The following is a 16,229-nucleotide window of genomic DNA, read 5'->3' on the forward strand; positions in this document are numbered from 1 at the left end:
GGGGAAAAACAGTGTTAGAGTACGGATTTAAAGATGACAGCCTGTCATTACATACAGACCTTTATCAGATCAATATGGCGGAAACGTACTGGAGAGACGGCATTCATGAAAAGAAAGCGATTTTTGAGCTGTTTTTCAGAAGGCTTCCGTTTGAAAATGGCTATGCCGTATTTGCGGGCTTGGAAAAAGCCATTGAATACTTGGAAAATTTCAAGTTTACGGATAGCGATTTGAGTTATTTACAGGATGAACTCGGGTATCATGAAGATTTTATTGAATATTTGCGCGGCTTATCTTTTACAGGTTCACTTTACTCCATGAAAGAAGGAGAGCTCGTTTTTAACAATGAGCCGATTATGAGGGTGGAGGCACCCCTGGTAGAAGCGCAGCTGATTGAAACAGCTTTGCTCAACATTGTGAACTATCAAACATTAATTGCAACAAAGGCTGCCCGGATTAAAGGCGTCATCGGTGATGAAGTTGCGCTTGAATTCGGAACAAGACGGGCGCACGAAATGGATGCGGCCATGTGGGGAGCGAGAGCAGCCTTAATCGGCGGCTTTAGCGCGACAAGCAATGTAAGAGCCGGAAAGCGCTTTAACATCCCGGTTTCCGGCACACATGCGCATGCGCTTGTGCAGGCTTACCGCGATGAATATACAGCTTTCAAAAAATACGCGGAAACACATAAGGATTGCGTCTTCTTAGTTGACACGTATGACACGCTTCGTTCAGGCATGCCGAACGCGATTAGGGTTGCCAAGGAATTCGGCGACCGCATTAATTTCATTGGCATCCGTCTGGACAGCGGCGATTTGGCGTACCTGTCAAAAAAAGCCCGGAAAATGCTTGATGAAGCAGGATTTACAGATGCGAAGGTGATTGCTTCAAGCGATTTGGATGAGCACACCATTATGAATTTAAAGGCTCAGGGAGCGCGCATTGATGTCTGGGGTGTCGGTACGAAGCTGATCACTGCCTATGACCAGCCGGCTCTCGGCGCAGTTTATAAACTCGTTGCCATTGAAGAAGATGGGAAAATGGTTGACACGATCAAAATTTCGTCCAATCCTGAAAAAGTGACGACACCGGGCAGAAAGAAAGTCTACCGCATTATTAATCAGTCCAACCATCATTCTGAAGGCGACTATATTGCGCTTTATGATGAGCAGGTGAATGATCAGAAGCGGCTCAGAATGTTCCACCCGGTTCATACATTCATCAGCAAATTTGTCACGAATTTTTATGCGAAGGATCTTCATGAGCTGATTTTTGAGAAGGGTATTCTTTGCTACCAAAACCCTGAGATTTCAGACATACAGCAGTATGTGCAGGATAACCTCAGCCTGCTTTGGGAGGAATATAAGAGAATCAGCAAGCCGGAGGAATACCCGGTTGATTTAAGCGAGGACTGCTGGAGCAATAAAATGCAGCGGATCCACGAAGTGAAAAGCAGAATTGAAGAAGAGCTTGAGGAAGAATAAAGAAAAACTGGCCTTTCATTCGCGAAGGGCCAGTTTTCTTTATGTATATATTATTTTTCATGTTTAGACAATTTTCGTCAAATTATTTGATATACTTAGGGGTGAAAGCCGCGCGTATTGTAAGGGGGATAAATCAATGAGGGTGTTTGTTGCAAGACAGCCTATTTTTAATAGAAAAGAACAGGTTGTTGCTTATGAACTGCTGTATAGAGAAAGCGAAGAGAACGTGTATAGCGCTAAAGACGGCGATCAGGCAACAACAGATTTGGTGATCAACAGCTTTTTAAACATCGGAATTGAGAAGCTGACGGAAGGGAAACGCTGTTTTGTTAATTTTACGGAAAGCCTGATGTTTTCGAATCTTCCCACCTCCTTCAATCCGAAACAGCTTGTCATTGAAATCCTTGAAGATATACCGATCACGCCGGCCCTCATTTCTAGATGCAAAGAATTGAAAAAAATGGGGTATATGCTGGCGCTTGATGATTTTTATGCAATAAATCCGCAAGATGAGGACTTACTGGAAAAACTCATGAGCTATATTGATATATTGAAAATTGATTTTCTCAAAACAACACGAATGGAACGCAGAACAATTTTGCAAACCTACGGCTGCCGCGGCCTGATTTTTTTAGCGGAAAAAGTAGAGACCCGAAAAGAATATAAACAGGCGGTCCAAGACGGCTTTCAATTATTCCAAGGCTACTTTTTCAGCGAGCCGCGCATCATCAGCGGGCATGACCTATCGACTCATTTCTATTCTTACTATGAACTGCTTAACGAACTGAGTAAAGAGCAGCCTAACATAAAGCGTGTGACAGAGTACATAGAGCGGGATTTATCACTGTCCTATCAAATTTTAAAATTTTTAAACTCATCCCACAGCCGTTTGAGCCAGAAAATTGAAAGCATTCAACAGGCCATTATGCTGCTGGGATTTAATGAAATCAAACGGTGGATATATATTCTTTCCTTTAAGGATTTAAGCAGGAAAGGGCATTCCAGCAAGCACGAAATCATTAAGATTTCTCTGATAAGAGCAAAGCTTTGCGAACTGCTGGCGAGAAAGACATCCCGGCCGCAGCCAGCTTCTTATATGCTGATCGGAATGTTTTCTCTCATAGACACCCTCCTGCATAGAGAAATAGAGGAAATTGTTCAAGAATTGCCTTTAAAAGATGAAGTCGGGCAAGCATTATTAGGCCATCAAAACGACTACTACCAAATGCTTGAGCTTGTGAAATTAATTGAAAGCAACAACTGGGACACTTGCTCGGAATTAGGCAATCAACTCGACAAAGAAGAAGCGTATGAATGTTATCTTGAGGCTCTGGAATGGTGTCATAATCTTATGGACGCAAAATGATTGCGGTCCTCTGACCACCGCAAAGCAAGAATGATTCGGCTTTGCGTTCCGATAAGGCTGATATAGATGCCGTCGGGATTAAAGACCGTATCCACTTCATGCCGGACGCCCATTTGTTTGATCAGGCGCTTGATGGTTTGTTTATCGGACTGCTCGGCTGCGGTCAGAATGCGGCGCGAGAGCTCCCGCGAGCCCGCAATGCGGCCGAGAACGAGCTGGGCATCCGCAAATATCCCTGCGGCCTGCCTCGCTGAACGGATAAAGGTATCAATATTGTTGGCAGGAGCGGGCGGACGGCGTACCTCATACGGATACACGTAAAACCAGGGATAACGATATCTCATGGGAGCACCTCGCAAAAAAGGATGTTTCTATATGTATAGATCCCTAATTGCCGAATATGACAAAGCGAAAAGGCCACAACTTTAGCGTTGCGGTCTTTTTCGGTGTTTGTCGGTCAGGAAACGCCAAGAATCGCATATTCAATTTTGAAAATACGGTATGAAGGACTATAGTCTTGCTTAGTGAAAATGCGAAACCCGTTAAAATCAAGGAGATTAAGAATCTTTCTCAATTTCAGCACATATAAACGCTCTTTCACATAGAAAGATAGTCCCGTTCTTGTTGTGATTCCTTTGAGTATAAGGACCTATTTAGATTTGCGGTGTCACGCAGGACTTTTTTGTATACTTTTCGGTGAAAAATAAGCCGAAAGCAGATACACTATTAGTAACAGATCAAATACCTAGGACTCGTTCACCATACACAATTCATTGATCTTTCAAAAAAAGGAGTGTGGAAACGATGGAAAAGAAACTTGAAGAAGTAAAACAATTGTTATTCCGACTCGAACTTGATATTAAAGAAACGACAGATTCATTACGAAACATTAACAAAAGCATTGATCAACTCGATAAATACAATTATGCAATGAAAATTTCGTGAAAAAGACTTGGAAACAAGTCTTTTTTTTCGTTCTACCGATACAATAAATGGATAAAGTATTATATGATTGTTAAAAAACGAAAAACCTGCTGTCCTTTAAATGTCCCATTTAGTAAAATGGAATGGGAGGGGGGAAGTCGTTATTGAGCAGATATGTTTAGATTCTGTCCGGATCAAGGAGAAAATGAAGGAGATTGTGGATGAAAATATTTTAAATGAGGACTTAAAAGTGAAGCTCATTTCTTTTATCAAAGAAAAAAAACAATTTTCATTTGCAGAACTGGCTTATTACCATTACATAGCATTTGATGGAAAAAACGACAAAGCAATTGAGTTATTGGCGTCAGGTATAGAACTTTTAATTTTATCTGCGGACATTTTTGACGATATTGAGGATAAGGACAATCTTCAGGCTTCTTGGATGAAATTAGATCCTTCTATAGCAACTAACGCAGCTACCGCACTTTATACATTAAGTCTGCAAGTAATAGGTTCAGTCTCAAATCATCCAAAACTTTTAAGCCTTACTTTGCAATATTCACTCCAATCTTTACAAGGACAACATGTAGATTTGAATTTAACAGCCTCATCAGAATCAGAGTATATTGAAATGATTAAACTTAAGTCGGGTTCTCTGGTAACATTGCCCAGTATTCTTGGTGTATATCTGGCAACTGGAGAATATAATGAAACAGTTGAGGAGTATTCACGTTATTTAGGTATAGTCGAGCAAATTGCAAATGATCACTATGGACTTTATTACCCTAACAATAATGACTTCAAAACTAGACATACGCTTGCCTTCAATTATCTTAAAAATAAATTTAACCAATCATCAATTGACTTATTAAATTTTTATGCGCAAGAAAATCATATGATAAATAATTTGGAAGATTTGAAGGGAAAGTTAAGAGAATCAGGTGTAATACAATATTTGAATGTTATAAAAAATTTAGCAGTGGAAAATTTTAAGGAATCATTCAAAAAACTGAGATTAGATGAACAAAGAAAAAATAAATTACTTATTCAATTATTAAGGGGGATTTAATTTGAAACATATTGATAAAATCATTAGCCATCTAGTAAACAACCCGGAAGCGTTTGATCAATTTAAGAATGGGAACTTAACCTTGCTAAATATAAATGAAAAAGAAAAGAAAGCAATATTATACGCGTTTGAACAAGGAGAGGTGCCAAGAACAAGCAAGTGGCCTCCAATAGAAGCTATTAGTAATTTTTTTGAGGATGATAAAAGAAAAAGTTTGATTTAATTACGGGATGATGTGATGTACAGATATATTAACGTCTATAAATATTTGTCTCTAGTTTTTATCATTTTAAGTTTTATTTATGTTATATACCTCTCGTATAGCTTTGCTTTTAACATCTTCGTAGGTGCGGATGTAAAGATAAATGAACAGGGTAAGTTAGAGGTCACCAATGTTTTAGATTATACAGATGAATATTATTCAGGTGTGAAAAAGGGAGATATCATTCTTGAAGTAAATGGGGAGAAAGGCAGTGATATTCAATTAAAAAGTGGAAGATTGGTCAATGTAGAAAGTTTAATTGTTGAGAGAGATAATAAATCATTTCATTTACAAAATGTAAGCCTAATCAGTGAAGAAAATTTATTTATGTATCTCATTCCTGTAATATCTTATTCAATCTGTTTATTTTGTATATTTTTTATTTATAGAATAAATAAAGTAAGAAAATCAACTTCTGCTTATATTTTAATTTTATTTTTGTTATTTGTATCAGTAGCGTATGTAAGTGCATGTGGAGCAAGAAGAGGTGAAGAGATAAGCACTTATCTGCTTGTTCTTACTTTAGTCAGTTGTCCGGTGTTATATATTCATTTTATATATAAATACTTTATAGAATTAGGAACAAAGTTATTCGAAAAGAAGATTTTAATCATTATGTATATGCTCCCGCTAATAAATCTTTTATTAGAGGACGTTCTGAGTAATAGATTAAAATCTTCGGCTTTTTTGTCTAATCTGAATTTGATTTCATTTTTTGTCCTAGTTCTTACTGTATCGATTCTTATCCATAAAGGGATAAGAAAATTTAAACAAAAAGAGCAAAAGTCAATTTTGAAAGTCCTTGCTTATACAAATATCTTTTCTTTCAGTCCGTTTATTGTCTTTTTTGCTGTTCCATATGTGTTTTTCGAGAAGTATGTCTCACCTTTTAGTTTGGCTGCTTTTACACTTGTTATACCTTTTTCTTTAGTATATCAATTTATGACTAATAGACTTTATAATATCGACTTTGTTGTGGGGCGGCTTAAGTACTACGGTTTTTTAGCCATTACACCTACTATTATCGTAGTGACCATCTTTAATTACATTCAGCAACCAAAGGATATCTTTTATTTAGTTAAACTAACAATTGCAATATATGTTCTTATGTTTGCCGTTTTTTACTTTAAAGAAATCATTGATTTTCGTTTCAAGTTGAAAAGATTTACAGAGAAATTTAATTATCAAGATGGGATTTTTAAATTTACTCAGTTGATTAAGCAAGCATCATCAGTAGATCAAGTACTTAATCACTTTAAAAATACAATCCTAGAAGTATTAAACATAGATAATGCTTGCGTGTATGATAATTCTAAAGGGGAAATCACCCTTCTTAGTAAGAACAACTTTAAAGATCTGACTTATAAAAATCATGAGCAATATGTGAAAAATTTTTCTGGTGATATCGGTAAAATTAAAGAGTTTAAACAAGGTTTTATTATTAAAATAGGTGAACGAGGAGACAGATCATTTTTAGTACTCTGTTTCTCAAGTTATAATACTTTTAAGTTAACAAGGGATGAAATTGCATGGCTTCAAACATTAGCATTTTATACAAATGTCTCATTGGAAAACGTTATGAAAATCGAAGAATTGATGGTGCATCTTGAGGATTTAAAACAACAAGAATCCAACCCCGTATGGCTCAAAAAACTCATGTACACGATCGAGGAAAAACAACGCTCGGATCTCGCCCGCGATCTCCACGATTCGGTTCTTCAGGATTTGATTTCCTTAAAACGCCAGTGTGAGCTGTTTTTGGGTGATTTCAAGAAGGATGATAATCCGTGCCGTGAAGAGGTGCAGGACAAGCTTGTACAGATGAATGAGCAGATGTCTGATGTGATTTCGATGACGAGGGAGACGTGTCATGAGCTGCGGCCGCAGCTTCTGTATGATCTTGGGCTGGTCAAGGCGCTGTCGAAGCTGGTGGCGCAGCAGCAGGAGCGGGTTCCGTTTCATATTCGTTTAAATACCGGGAGATTTACGGCTTCCCTTGATCTGGATTCGCAGCTGAATTTGTACCGGATCATTCAAGAGTTTCTGTCTAATGCGGTCAAGCACTCTCAGGCGACGGATGTGCTGATTATGCTCATCAGTATTCAAAACAAAATCGTTCTTCATTATGAGGACGATGGCGTTGGGTTTGATCAGGAAAAGAATACTGAGCATTCCATGAGCATGGGGCTTTCTGGCATTAAGGAGAGAGTCAGGGCTTTAGATGGGCGCCTTCGGATTGAAACAAGTGAAGGAAAGGGCTTTAAGGCTGATATTGAAATCGAATTGTAATGGATTTATAACGGAAACGACTTGGCACAGGCCAAGTCTTTTTTATAAAATGGAAAAGAGTGAGTAAAAGGGAGGAAAACATGAAAAAGATACTAGTGATTGATGACCATCCGGCTGTCATGGAAGGCACCAAGACAATTTTGGAAACGGATTCGAATTTGTCTGTTGATTGTCTCAGTCCTGAACCGAGCGAACAGTTTATCAAGCAGCATGATTTCTCGTCATATGATCTCATTTTAATGGATCTGAATCTAGGCGGCGAGGTCAATGGGATGGAGCTTTCTAAACAGATTTTACAAGAGAATCCTCATTGTAAAATTATCGTGTATACCGGTTATGAGGTCGAGGATTATTTCGAGGAAGCGATTCGTGCGGGTCTGCACGGTGCCATCAGCAAAACGGAATCTAAAGAAAAGATCACCCAATACATATACCACGTACTCAACGGAGAAATTTTAGTCGATTTTGCTTACTTTAAACAGCTGATGACTCAGCAAAAAACAAAGCCGGCTCCTTCCTCTCAAAAAGAACAAGATGTGCTCACACCTAGAGAATGCCTGATTCTTCAAGAAGTTGAAAAGGGATTTACAAACCAAGAAATCGCAGATGCCCTTCATTTAAGCAAGCGGTCCATTGAATACAGCTTGACATCGATTTTTAATAAGCTGAATGTCGGTTCACGGACGGAAGCGGTTTTGATTGCGAAATCAGACGGTGTACTTTAAATGTTGGGGGTGTAGATGATGGATACGAAACACACATTGCTTGAAGCGCTTGGTATAGAGATTGTTGAAAACACAGCGGAACGATGCGTTGCGGTCATGCCGGTGGATCATCGGACAGTTCAGCCATTCGGATATTTGCATGGGGGCGCTTCAGTGGCCCTGGCGGAAACAGCGGCGAGCGCAGGTGCACAGAACCTGATTGATCATTCAACACAGGCTTGTGTCGGTTTGGAGATTAACGCCAACCATTTAAAATCTGTAAAGGAAGGAACGGTAAAGGCGATAGCCGAGCCCGTTCATATCGGCAGAACGACGATTGTCTATCACATTCACATATATGACGAGCAAGAGAGGCTGATCTGTATATCCAGATGCACGCTGGCTGTCATCAAGAAATAAAAAAACAGCCGGAACTCTGCCTGTCCGGCTGCTTATTTTTATAAATAAGAATCCTCTTTTCGTTTAATCACAAAGTTTCTGATTCCGTTATAGTCATCCTGTACGCTTCTCTCATCAAGCTTGACGCCGGAGTTATACGCAGCACGGCAGATCAAGTGCCCGCCGATAGGCGACGTAATAAAGATAAAGAGAATCCCAAGCAGGATTTTAGCGGAGAGCTCCCCCGTCACAAACCACAAATAGAAGAAGACACCGAGCAGAATCATATTGACACCCAATGTTGAGCCTTTAGAAGCAGCATGAGCGCGTGTAAACACATCGGGAAGGCGAAGTACGCCAAATGAAGCAATGAGGCATATAAGAGCACCCAGCAAAATGAATACAGCCACAACGACCTTAGCGGTTTCGATCATTTTCGATAATCTCTCCTTTCTCCAGGAACTTGGAAAATGCGATCGTTCCGATAAACGATAAAATCCCCAGCAACAAAATAATATCCAAAAACGCACTTGTTTTCAGCAAAATGGAGACAAGCGCCGTGATTGCGATCAGATTGATGCCGATTGCATCCAGAGCCACGACCCGGTCAGGCACAGTCGGACCTTTAATGACACGAATGACATACAAAAAGGTAGACACTGCCATAATGCCGAGCGCGATTTGCAGGATCAGCGTAAACATCACCGGCTCACCTCCTGTATGGCTTTTTCAAATGACTCCCGAATGTCAAAAATCGCTTTTTCCGCATCCTCGATATCCATTGCATGAATATAAAGTATTGTTCTGTCATCTGAAATATCCATCACCAAGGTTCCCGGCGTTAATGTAATGAGCAGAGAAAGCAGGGTGATTTCCCAGTCCTTCGTCAGTTCAGTTTTAAAAGCAAAAATGCCCGGTCTGATATTCAGTTTTGGAGATAAGACTGATTTCATCACACTGACATTGGCAAGGTACAGTTCCTTTATAAAAATGAAACAGAGCTTGATGATAGAAATCAATTTCCATAGATAAAACTGGCGAGTGAAAAAGCGCCGGAAGAAAAAGAGAGAGAGCATTCCCAGAATATAGCCTGTAATGAATCCTGCGGCGCTTGGACTGTTGCTCAAGAACATCCAGCAAAAAGCGAGAAACACATTTAATAAAATTTGAAATGCCATGCGATCTACTCCTTCAGAACAGCTTCGATATATTTTTCCGGATTCAGCAGCGTCTCGGCCGCTTGATCAACGTAAGGCGACACCCATTCTGTACCCAACCCGAAGAGAAGAGACAGCAAGAGAAAAATAGCTGCAGGATAAAGAAGTCCTTTAGCTGTTCGATGATTTGGTTTTGGCGTTTCTTTTTCTTCGCCCCAAAACGCATGTATAAAGATCCTCAGCACAGAGTACAGTACAAGCAGACTCGAAAGCAGAATCAGCATGGATATCGTAAATTCACCTTCTGCGAAGCCGCCCTCTGCAATTTTAAATTTGCCGACAAATCCGCTCAGTGGCGGAATGCCTGCAAGAGAAATAGCGGAAATGAAAAACATCCATCCAAGAACAGGATAGCGTTTGATCAGCCCGCCCATTTTATGCAGGCTCGCGGTTCCAGTCAATGCGATCAGCGTACCTGCCAGCATAAACAAAGCACCCTTAATCAGCATATCGTGAATCAGATAGTAGATCGCGCCCTGAATGGATGCGGGGGTGTGTACTGCCACACCGAACAAAATCACGCCGACAGCGGTAATAATGTTATAGATCACAATTTTCATGACATTCGAATAAGCGAGTGAACCGATCACACCGAAAATCACAGTCAGCGCCGCCAGCCAAATCATCAGCTGATGGGTAAAGGCAGTATCGTGAATAAAAATCAATGTGAAAACCCTCGTAATCGCATATAACCCGACTTTTGTCAGCAAAGCGCCGAACAACGCGGAGATTGCCGCCGGTGGCGCGTAATAAGAGCCTGGAAGCCAAAAGTAGAGGGGGAAGATTCCGCCCTTCATGCCAAATACCAAAAGCAGCAGGACACCAATCACAGTGATCAGCCCGGTTTGTCCTGATTCGCTGATTTTCACGCTAAGATCCGCCATGTTTAACGTACCGGTTACAGCGTATAAAAAGCCGACCCCTATGACAAACAGGGCAGACGATACGATATTAAACACAATATATTTAAGGGATTCCCGCAGCTGAATTTTTGTGCCGCCTAATACAATCAGCATATAGGAAGCAATAAGCAGAAGCTCAAAAAATACGTACATATTAAATAAATCGCCTGTTAAAAACGCTCCGCTGACGCCGGCAAGCAAGAACTGAACGCCGGAGTAGTAAAAGGAGCGCTCCCGTTTTTCACCAACAGAACGGAAGGAATAAAGCCCAACCAATAAACCGATGATCGCTGTTGTGAGAACGAGAAGGCTGGCGAATTGGTCTGCGGCAAGCACAATGCCGTACGGCGCTTTCCATCCGCCTAGGCTGAGTGTCTGGATGCCTTTTGTGAAGACAGTCTGTACAAGTATGCCGCTAATCACAATCCCGATGGCCGATGCCGCCGTGCTGAAGATTCTCATGAGCATAAGATTCTTCGTCTTGAAAATCAGAAGAATAGCCGACAAAAGCGGGATCAGGATTGGCAAAATAACAAAATTATTCATGTTGATCATTTCCCCTCATTTGATCCATATCGTCCGATTTCAATTCCTGATAAGCGCGAAAGGCCATGACGAGGATGAATGACGTAACGCCAAAAGAAATGACAATTGCGGTCAAAATCAGGGCTTGCGGAAGCGGATCGACAAATGATTTGGCATGCTCGCTCAAAATCGGAGCGGCGCCTTTCTTTAATCCTCCCATAGTCAAAAGCATTAAATGAACGCCATGGCTTAACAGTGCTGTTCCGATAATGACGCGAAGCAGGCTTTTAGACAGCAGCAAATACGTGGCAGCCATAAAAATAATACCGGCTAATACAGCCATTAAGATTTCCATTATTCTTCCTCTCCAATCGTTTGAATAATGGTCATCGTTATGCCTACGACAACAAGATAAACGCCTAAATCAAATATCGTCGCTGTGGCGAGCTCCGTTTTCCCAAGGATCGGCAGCTGAAAGTATCCGAATGTGTGGGTTAAAAAAGGAGCCCCGAAGACAAAGGAGCCAACGCCTGTTAATACAGCGAGCAGAAGGCCGGCTCCCGCGACATAAATGAAATTGACCGGCAAAAGGGAACGCACGGTTTTTAAATCATATGCCAGAAGCAAGAGAACGATGGAAGAGGACGTGATCAGTCCGCCGACAAAGCCTCCTCCGGGCGCGTTATGCCCTGATAAAAATAAATAGAAAGAGAAAAGCAAAATGATAAAGGATACAAGCTTTGTCGCGGTTTGAAGAATCAAGTCATTTGTTTTTTGTTCATTCACCGCTTTTCCCCTCCTCTTTTACTTTTGTTTTAATCATGCTGTAAATGCCGAGAGCGGCTATCGTTAATACCGTAATCTCAAACATTGTATCAAATCCCCTGAAATCAACGAGAATGACATTGACGACATTATCCCCTCCGCCGAGATCGTGGCTGTGTTTGACAAAGAAGGACGCAATGCTGTCTTTTGTCCGCTGGCTTGAGGATGCGATACCGAGCAGAGTAACGATAACACCGACGCCTAAAGAAATGATAAAATTCGTCATCCGGAACGTTCTCGTTTTTGTTTTCAGCCTCAGTTTCGGCAAATGGTAGAAGCAAAGCAGAAACAGTGCCACAGAAATCGTTTCAATGACGAGCTGAGTCAATGCCAAGTCCGGCGCTCTGAAAATGACAAAAAACAATGCAAGCGTATAACCGACAACGCCGAGTGCAATGATCGCCGTCAGTCTTGACCTAGCAAAAACAGTCGCCACTGTGGCGCTGATCATGACAAGCGTCAAAATGATTTCGTATACACCGATTTTAGCCATGCCTTCCGTTTTAAATGAAAATCCGCCTTTAATGGCAAAAGCTCCGCCTATCAGAATGATGAAACCAGCGAAGATATACAGCAAATAATCTCTTAAAAACCCGGTCATATATTGTTTTGTGACCCGGTAAGAGCCTTTCTCCATCAGAGTCAAAAGCTTATCATATAACCGGTTGAGTGTGAGTTTCGAAGGAAACAGTTTATAGATTCCCTTCCACTTATTCAGCGACAAATAACCAATTGTTCCGATCACAACAATACCCGCAGTCATGAGCAATTCCGTTGTAACCCCATGCCACTGTGAAATGTGAACGTGGAATTTCTCATGGCCGGCAAGCAGTGTCGGATAGATTGAGTTCATCGCAGGCTCTATCAGGCTGTACGACAATATATTCGGGAAAAAGAAGAGACTGACAGCCAAAGCGACAAGAATGACCGGTGGTACGAGCATGCCGACAGGCGCCTCGTGAGCCGGTTTTTCAAGCTGCTCAGGCTGGTAATTTCCTCTGAATGTTTTAAACAGCAATTTCATGCTGTAGATAAACGTAAATACACTTCCGATCCAGGCGAAAAGAGGGAACAGAACGCCCCATGTCTGCACGTTGAACAGGTCAAAATGTGTCACGCGAAGCATGCTTGTGAAAAACATTTCTTTACTCAAAAATCCGTTAAACGGCGGTAAGCCGGCCATTGAAAATGTCCCGATTAAGGAAATGGTAAATGTAATCGGCATAATCGCCATCAGGCCGCCTAGCTTCCGGATATCCCGTGTGCCTGTTTCGTGATCGATAATCCCGACTGCCATAAACAAGCTTCCTTTAAAGGTTGCGTGGTTGATTAAATGGAAAATGGCAGCCATAGCGGCAACTGTATAATATTCTGTATGGCCGTAATGAAGGGCCGCAGCACTGACACCGAGCATGGAGATGATCATGCCGAGCTGGCTGACGGTTGAAAACGCCAAAATCGATTTTAAATCAGTTTGTTTCACGGCATGGAATGAACCCCAAACCATCGTAAAGAGGCCAACGAGGGACACGATCCAAAACCACTGAGCTGAAAAGGCGAAAATAGGACTGAATCTCGCAATCACATAAATGCCGGCTTTTACCATAGTAGCTGAATGGAGATAAGCGCTGACAGGCGTCGGAGCTTCCATTGCGTCAGGGAGCCAGATGTAAAAAGGAAATTGCGCTGATTTTGTAAAAGCCCCTAATAAAATGAGAATCATAGCCGGGATAAACAATTCGTGGCCGGCAATTAATTGAACTTGATGAACCATCTCTCGAATACTGAAGGAATCCGTTATCAAATAAAGGAGAATAAATCCGCCGAGCATGCACAGCCCGCCGCTGACCGTAATCAAAAGTGATTTGGCTGCGCCATAGCGCGACTTTTCCCGCTTATACCAATAGCCGATCAGCAAAAAGGATGAAAGGCTTGTAAGCTCCCAGAACATGTAGAGAACCATGACATTGTCTACTAGAACGACGCCGAGCATGGCGCCCATGAACATCAATAAGTAGACATAAAAGGGCCCAAGCTGTTCTTTTTCTTTCGATAAATAAAAAATGCTGTAAAGAGTGACCAAAGAGCCAATGCCTGTGATCAGTAAGGCGAATAATAACCCGAGGCCGTCTATATAAACGGTAAAGTTAATGCCGAGTGACGGAATCCACTCTAATACCGATCGAAGTGTTTCTCCAGATTGTGTCATCCTGATCATTGGGAGAAAGTATATAAATAGCAAGACGGGCAAGATCAACACAAACCAGCCCGTATGCACTCTTTTTGCGTATTTTGCCAAGAAGGGAATGATAAAAGCAAATAAAAAAGGCGATAAAATAGCAAGATGTAAGAGCTGCAAAGATAAGACCTCCTTTTCTCGTTCTCAATTGAAAAATGCGCTATGTATGAAATATACGGTCAAACGACCTAGTCCAAATTATATCGCACTTTTCTGCAAGCTGCCACGCTTCGAACTGCTGTAATGGGTTTTTATGAGTTCTTTTGACCTCAAAATAAGTCTAACAAAAAAGAGGTTATTTGTATATTTAAAATCAATCCTGATCAAGCTGAAGGAAAGGAGCTGGTCATGTGAAAAGAAAAGTCGTGATGTGCTCAGGTTTATTCTGCTCAGTATTTGCAGGGGCATTCATGTTGAATCAATATGACGGGCGCAGCGGTGTGGCGGCTAGTGATGAGTGGGAGCTGTATTTACTGGAGCACCACCTGTCAGCCAGAATGAGTGAGATGGAATCAAAGGATCTGCCGTTTGGTCCCCGAGAGTATATTCGGATTGTGAATAAATAAAAAAAGAGTTCCGCATAAAACGGAACTCTTTCTGTTTATGAAGTGAAAAAACGAAGCAGCACTGTCGCGCAAATAACTGTGCCTGCACCGCCGAGACGGGTTGAAATTTGGGCAAACGGCATAAGGCCCATTCTTCCTGATGCCGATAAAATGGCAACATCACCCGTTCCGCCGAGGCCGCTGTGGCAGCAGGTAACGATTGCGGATTCAACCGGATACATGTTCATCAGCTTGCCTACGAAATATCCAGAACCAATCATCGCGATAACAACTGAAATACAGATGATGACAAACGGAATAGAAATCACAGACGCTACGTCATCCAACGGAATAAAGAGGATGCCGAGACCGACCATCAGCGGCCATGTAAAGCTTGAAGAAATAAACTTATAAAGCTGGTAAGCGCCTTCTTCCATTTTTTTCGGAAGAATATTTGCATACTTGACAGCCGCAGCTGAAATAATCATTAAGATCGCGCCCGGGATGAAGATGAATTTCTCCAATAACCCGCCAAAAATAAAGAATGTACACGCGAGCAGAACTCCTGCTCCCATTAATTTGAAATCAATTTTTGCTTCGGCTTCTTTTTGATTGAAAATCTCATTTGCTTTTTTAGATTTTACGAGACGTCCGTTCCCATTTAGATCTGGACGCTTATCGCCAAGCTTTTTCATTAAGGCTGCACATATGATAGCAAAAACGTTTCCTATAATTGCGGCTGGAACCAGCTGAGACACAAATACATCAGCAGATGAGCCCAGTATTTGTGAGTAGGCGATTGAAAGCGGCAAAATTCCTTCGCCTATTCCCCCGGCAATAATCGGGACAACAACAAAGAAAAAGGAATCATAGGCACTATAGCCAAAAATAAATCCGACAAGGATGCCGGCTGCAACGGCCGCGATCGTTCCTGCAACCAGTGGAACGAACATTCTGATAAACCCCTGTATTAAAACAATTCTGTTCATACCGAGGATACTTCCCACAACAAGGCAAGCGATATAGAAATAAAGGAAGTTAGACGTTTTCATCAAGTTGGTTACAGCGTCTAAAGATGTTGAATTCAGTAAATTGTAAAAGACTAAAAATGAAGGAACAAACAAAGATAAAATAGCAGGGCCGCCAATATCCTTCAATATCGGTATGCGTTGGCCTATGTCTCCGAGAAACACACCAAGAATCATAATGATGGCAAACCCGCCAAGCATATTTGCCGGCAGCTCATTGTAATAGGCTGCAAGAATAATAATAACAGCTAATACTGTGTATAAAGGCAAAGGAATCACACCGATTTCCCAAGACCAAATTTTTTGAAACAGGTTTTTCTCCTGTGAGTCTTTTTGCTCAGGTGAAATTGTCCCCGTTTTTGGAATTGCTCCCATGTCATACACCCCCATGTATTGTTTGTTACAGTCTACAAGAAAGCGTTAACACTTCATATTTTTTTAAGTTAAAAAA

Annotated in this window: 19 protein-coding genes; 9 read left to right on the plus strand and 10 right to left on the minus strand. The window is 41.4% G+C overall.

Features of this window, described 5'->3' with window-relative positions; genetic code table 11:
* Positions 1-11: 11 nt before the first annotated feature.
* Together BGM23_RS05870 and pdeH are read left to right on the plus strand one after the other, a co-directional pair.
* Positions 12-1,484: a nicotinate phosphoribosyltransferase gene (locus tag BGM23_RS05870; RefSeq protein ID WP_003228788.1), complete on the plus strand. Its 1,473-nt coding sequence runs from the start codon at positions 12-14 to the stop codon at positions 1,482-1,484.
* Between the two features lie 136 nt (positions 1,485-1,620).
* Complete coding sequence (pdeH, locus tag BGM23_RS05875; RefSeq protein WP_003243525.1) at positions 1,621-2,850, plus strand: cyclic di-GMP phosphodiesterase; 1,230 nt, start codon at positions 1,621-1,623, stop codon at positions 2,848-2,850.
* On the opposite strand, the gene BGM23_RS05880 is transcribed toward pdeH, so the two are convergent.
* Both BGM23_RS05880 and BGM23_RS21755 read right to left on the minus strand, forming a co-directional pair.
* Complete coding sequence (locus BGM23_RS05880; RefSeq protein WP_014477834.1) at positions 2,826-3,194, minus strand: YuzC family spore coat inner layer protein; 369 nt, start codon at positions 3,192-3,194, stop codon at positions 2,826-2,828. The genes pdeH and BGM23_RS05880 overlap by 25 nt on opposite strands.
* A 113-nt stretch (positions 3,195-3,307) precedes the next feature.
* The gene (locus tag BGM23_RS21755; protein WP_003228793.1) at positions 3,308-3,433 is read right to left on the minus strand and encodes a hypothetical protein; all 126 of its coding nucleotides are present in this window, start codon (positions 3,431-3,433) and stop codon (positions 3,308-3,310) included.
* Between the two features lie 221 nt (positions 3,434-3,654).
* Between BGM23_RS21755 and degQ the strand changes: the two genes are divergently transcribed.
* From degQ to BGM23_RS05910, 6 genes are all read left to right on the plus strand, one after another.
* On the plus strand, positions 3,655-3,795 hold the full coding sequence (degQ, locus tag BGM23_RS05885; protein WP_003220708.1) for a degradation enzyme regulation protein DegQ: 141 nt from the start codon (positions 3,655-3,657) through the stop codon (positions 3,793-3,795).
* A gap of 184 nt (positions 3,796-3,979) precedes the next feature.
* Positions 3,980-4,843 (plus strand): polyprenyl synthetase family protein, encoded by an 864-nt coding sequence (locus tag BGM23_RS05890; RefSeq protein WP_032722437.1) that lies wholly within the window; start codon positions 3,980-3,982, stop codon positions 4,841-4,843.
* A gap of 1 nt (position 4,844) precedes the next feature.
* Positions 4,845-5,066, plus strand: a complete 222-nt coding sequence (gene comX, locus BGM23_RS05895; RefSeq protein ID WP_014480704.1) for a competence pheromone ComX — start codon at positions 4,845-4,847, stop codon at positions 5,064-5,066.
* 15 nt (positions 5,067-5,081) lie between these two features.
* On the plus strand, positions 5,082-7,394 hold the full coding sequence (locus tag BGM23_RS05900; protein ID WP_032722435.1) for a histidine kinase: 2,313 nt from the start codon (positions 5,082-5,084) through the stop codon (positions 7,392-7,394).
* A gap of 80 nt (positions 7,395-7,474) precedes the next feature.
* The gene (gene comA / locus BGM23_RS05905; RefSeq protein ID WP_003220716.1) at positions 7,475-8,119 is read left to right on the plus strand and encodes a two-component system response regulator ComA; all 645 of its coding nucleotides are present in this window, start codon (positions 7,475-7,477) and stop codon (positions 8,117-8,119) included.
* A gap of 18 nt (positions 8,120-8,137) precedes the next feature.
* Positions 8,138-8,518, plus strand: coding sequence for a hotdog fold thioesterase (locus BGM23_RS05910; protein WP_017695528.1), 381 nt, complete (start codon positions 8,138-8,140; stop codon positions 8,516-8,518).
* Positions 8,519-8,556: 38 nt separating this feature from the next.
* On the opposite strand, the gene mnhG is transcribed toward BGM23_RS05910, so the two are convergent.
* Genes mnhG through BGM23_RS05945 form a run of 7 tightly spaced genes read right to left on the minus strand, consistent with a single transcriptional unit; the run spans position 8,557 to position 14,325 of the window.
* Positions 8,557-8,931: a monovalent cation/H(+) antiporter subunit G gene (gene mnhG, locus BGM23_RS05915; RefSeq protein WP_003244302.1), complete on the minus strand. Its 375-nt coding sequence runs from the start codon at positions 8,929-8,931 to the stop codon at positions 8,557-8,559.
* Positions 8,915-9,199: a Na(+)/H(+) antiporter subunit F1 gene (locus tag BGM23_RS05920; protein WP_003228814.1), complete on the minus strand. Its 285-nt coding sequence runs from the start codon at positions 9,197-9,199 to the stop codon at positions 8,915-8,917. The genes mnhG and BGM23_RS05920 overlap by 17 nt, the downstream gene beginning before the upstream one ends.
* Entirely contained in the window at positions 9,199-9,675 is a 477-nt protein-coding gene (locus BGM23_RS05925; RefSeq protein ID WP_003228815.1) for a Na+/H+ antiporter subunit E, read from the minus strand. Before BGM23_RS05925 ends, BGM23_RS05920 begins: the two co-directional genes overlap by 1 nt.
* 5 nt (positions 9,676-9,680) lie before the next feature.
* Positions 9,681-11,162, minus strand: coding sequence for a Na+/H+ antiporter subunit D (locus tag BGM23_RS05930; protein WP_046663921.1), 1,482 nt, complete (start codon positions 11,160-11,162; stop codon positions 9,681-9,683).
* Positions 11,155-11,496 (minus strand): Na(+)/H(+) antiporter subunit C, encoded by a 342-nt coding sequence (locus BGM23_RS05935; RefSeq protein ID WP_003220730.1) that lies wholly within the window; start codon positions 11,494-11,496, stop codon positions 11,155-11,157. The genes BGM23_RS05930 and BGM23_RS05935 overlap by 8 nt, the downstream gene beginning before the upstream one ends.
* Positions 11,496-11,927: a Na(+)/H(+) antiporter subunit B gene (locus BGM23_RS05940; RefSeq protein WP_003228819.1), complete on the minus strand. Its 432-nt coding sequence runs from the start codon at positions 11,925-11,927 to the stop codon at positions 11,496-11,498. The genes BGM23_RS05935 and BGM23_RS05940 overlap by 1 nt, the downstream gene beginning before the upstream one ends.
* On the minus strand, positions 11,920-14,325 hold the full coding sequence (locus BGM23_RS05945) for a Na+/H+ antiporter subunit A (protein ID WP_019712489.1): 2,406 nt from the start codon (positions 14,323-14,325) through the stop codon (positions 11,920-11,922). The genes BGM23_RS05940 and BGM23_RS05945 overlap by 8 nt, the downstream gene beginning before the upstream one ends.
* A 230-nt stretch (positions 14,326-14,555) precedes the next feature.
* Here BGM23_RS05945 and BGM23_RS05950 point away from each other — a divergent pair, with 230 nt between their 5' ends.
* The gene (locus BGM23_RS05950; protein ID WP_015251336.1) at positions 14,556-14,771 is read left to right on the plus strand and encodes a hypothetical protein; all 216 of its coding nucleotides are present in this window, start codon (positions 14,556-14,558) and stop codon (positions 14,769-14,771) included.
* 35 nt (positions 14,772-14,806) lie between these two features.
* Here BGM23_RS05950 and maeN read toward each other — a convergent pair whose 3' ends face one another.
* Positions 14,807-16,153 (minus strand): sodium/malate symporter MaeN, encoded by a 1,347-nt coding sequence (gene maeN / locus BGM23_RS05955; protein ID WP_046663920.1) that lies wholly within the window; start codon positions 16,151-16,153, stop codon positions 14,807-14,809.
* Positions 16,154-16,229 lie beyond the last annotated feature (76 nt).

It is taken from the genome of Bacillus sp. FJAT-14266, from assembly GCF_001719225.1.
GTDB classification, from domain to species: Bacteria; Bacillota; Bacilli; order Bacillales; family Bacillaceae; genus Bacillus; species Bacillus subtilis.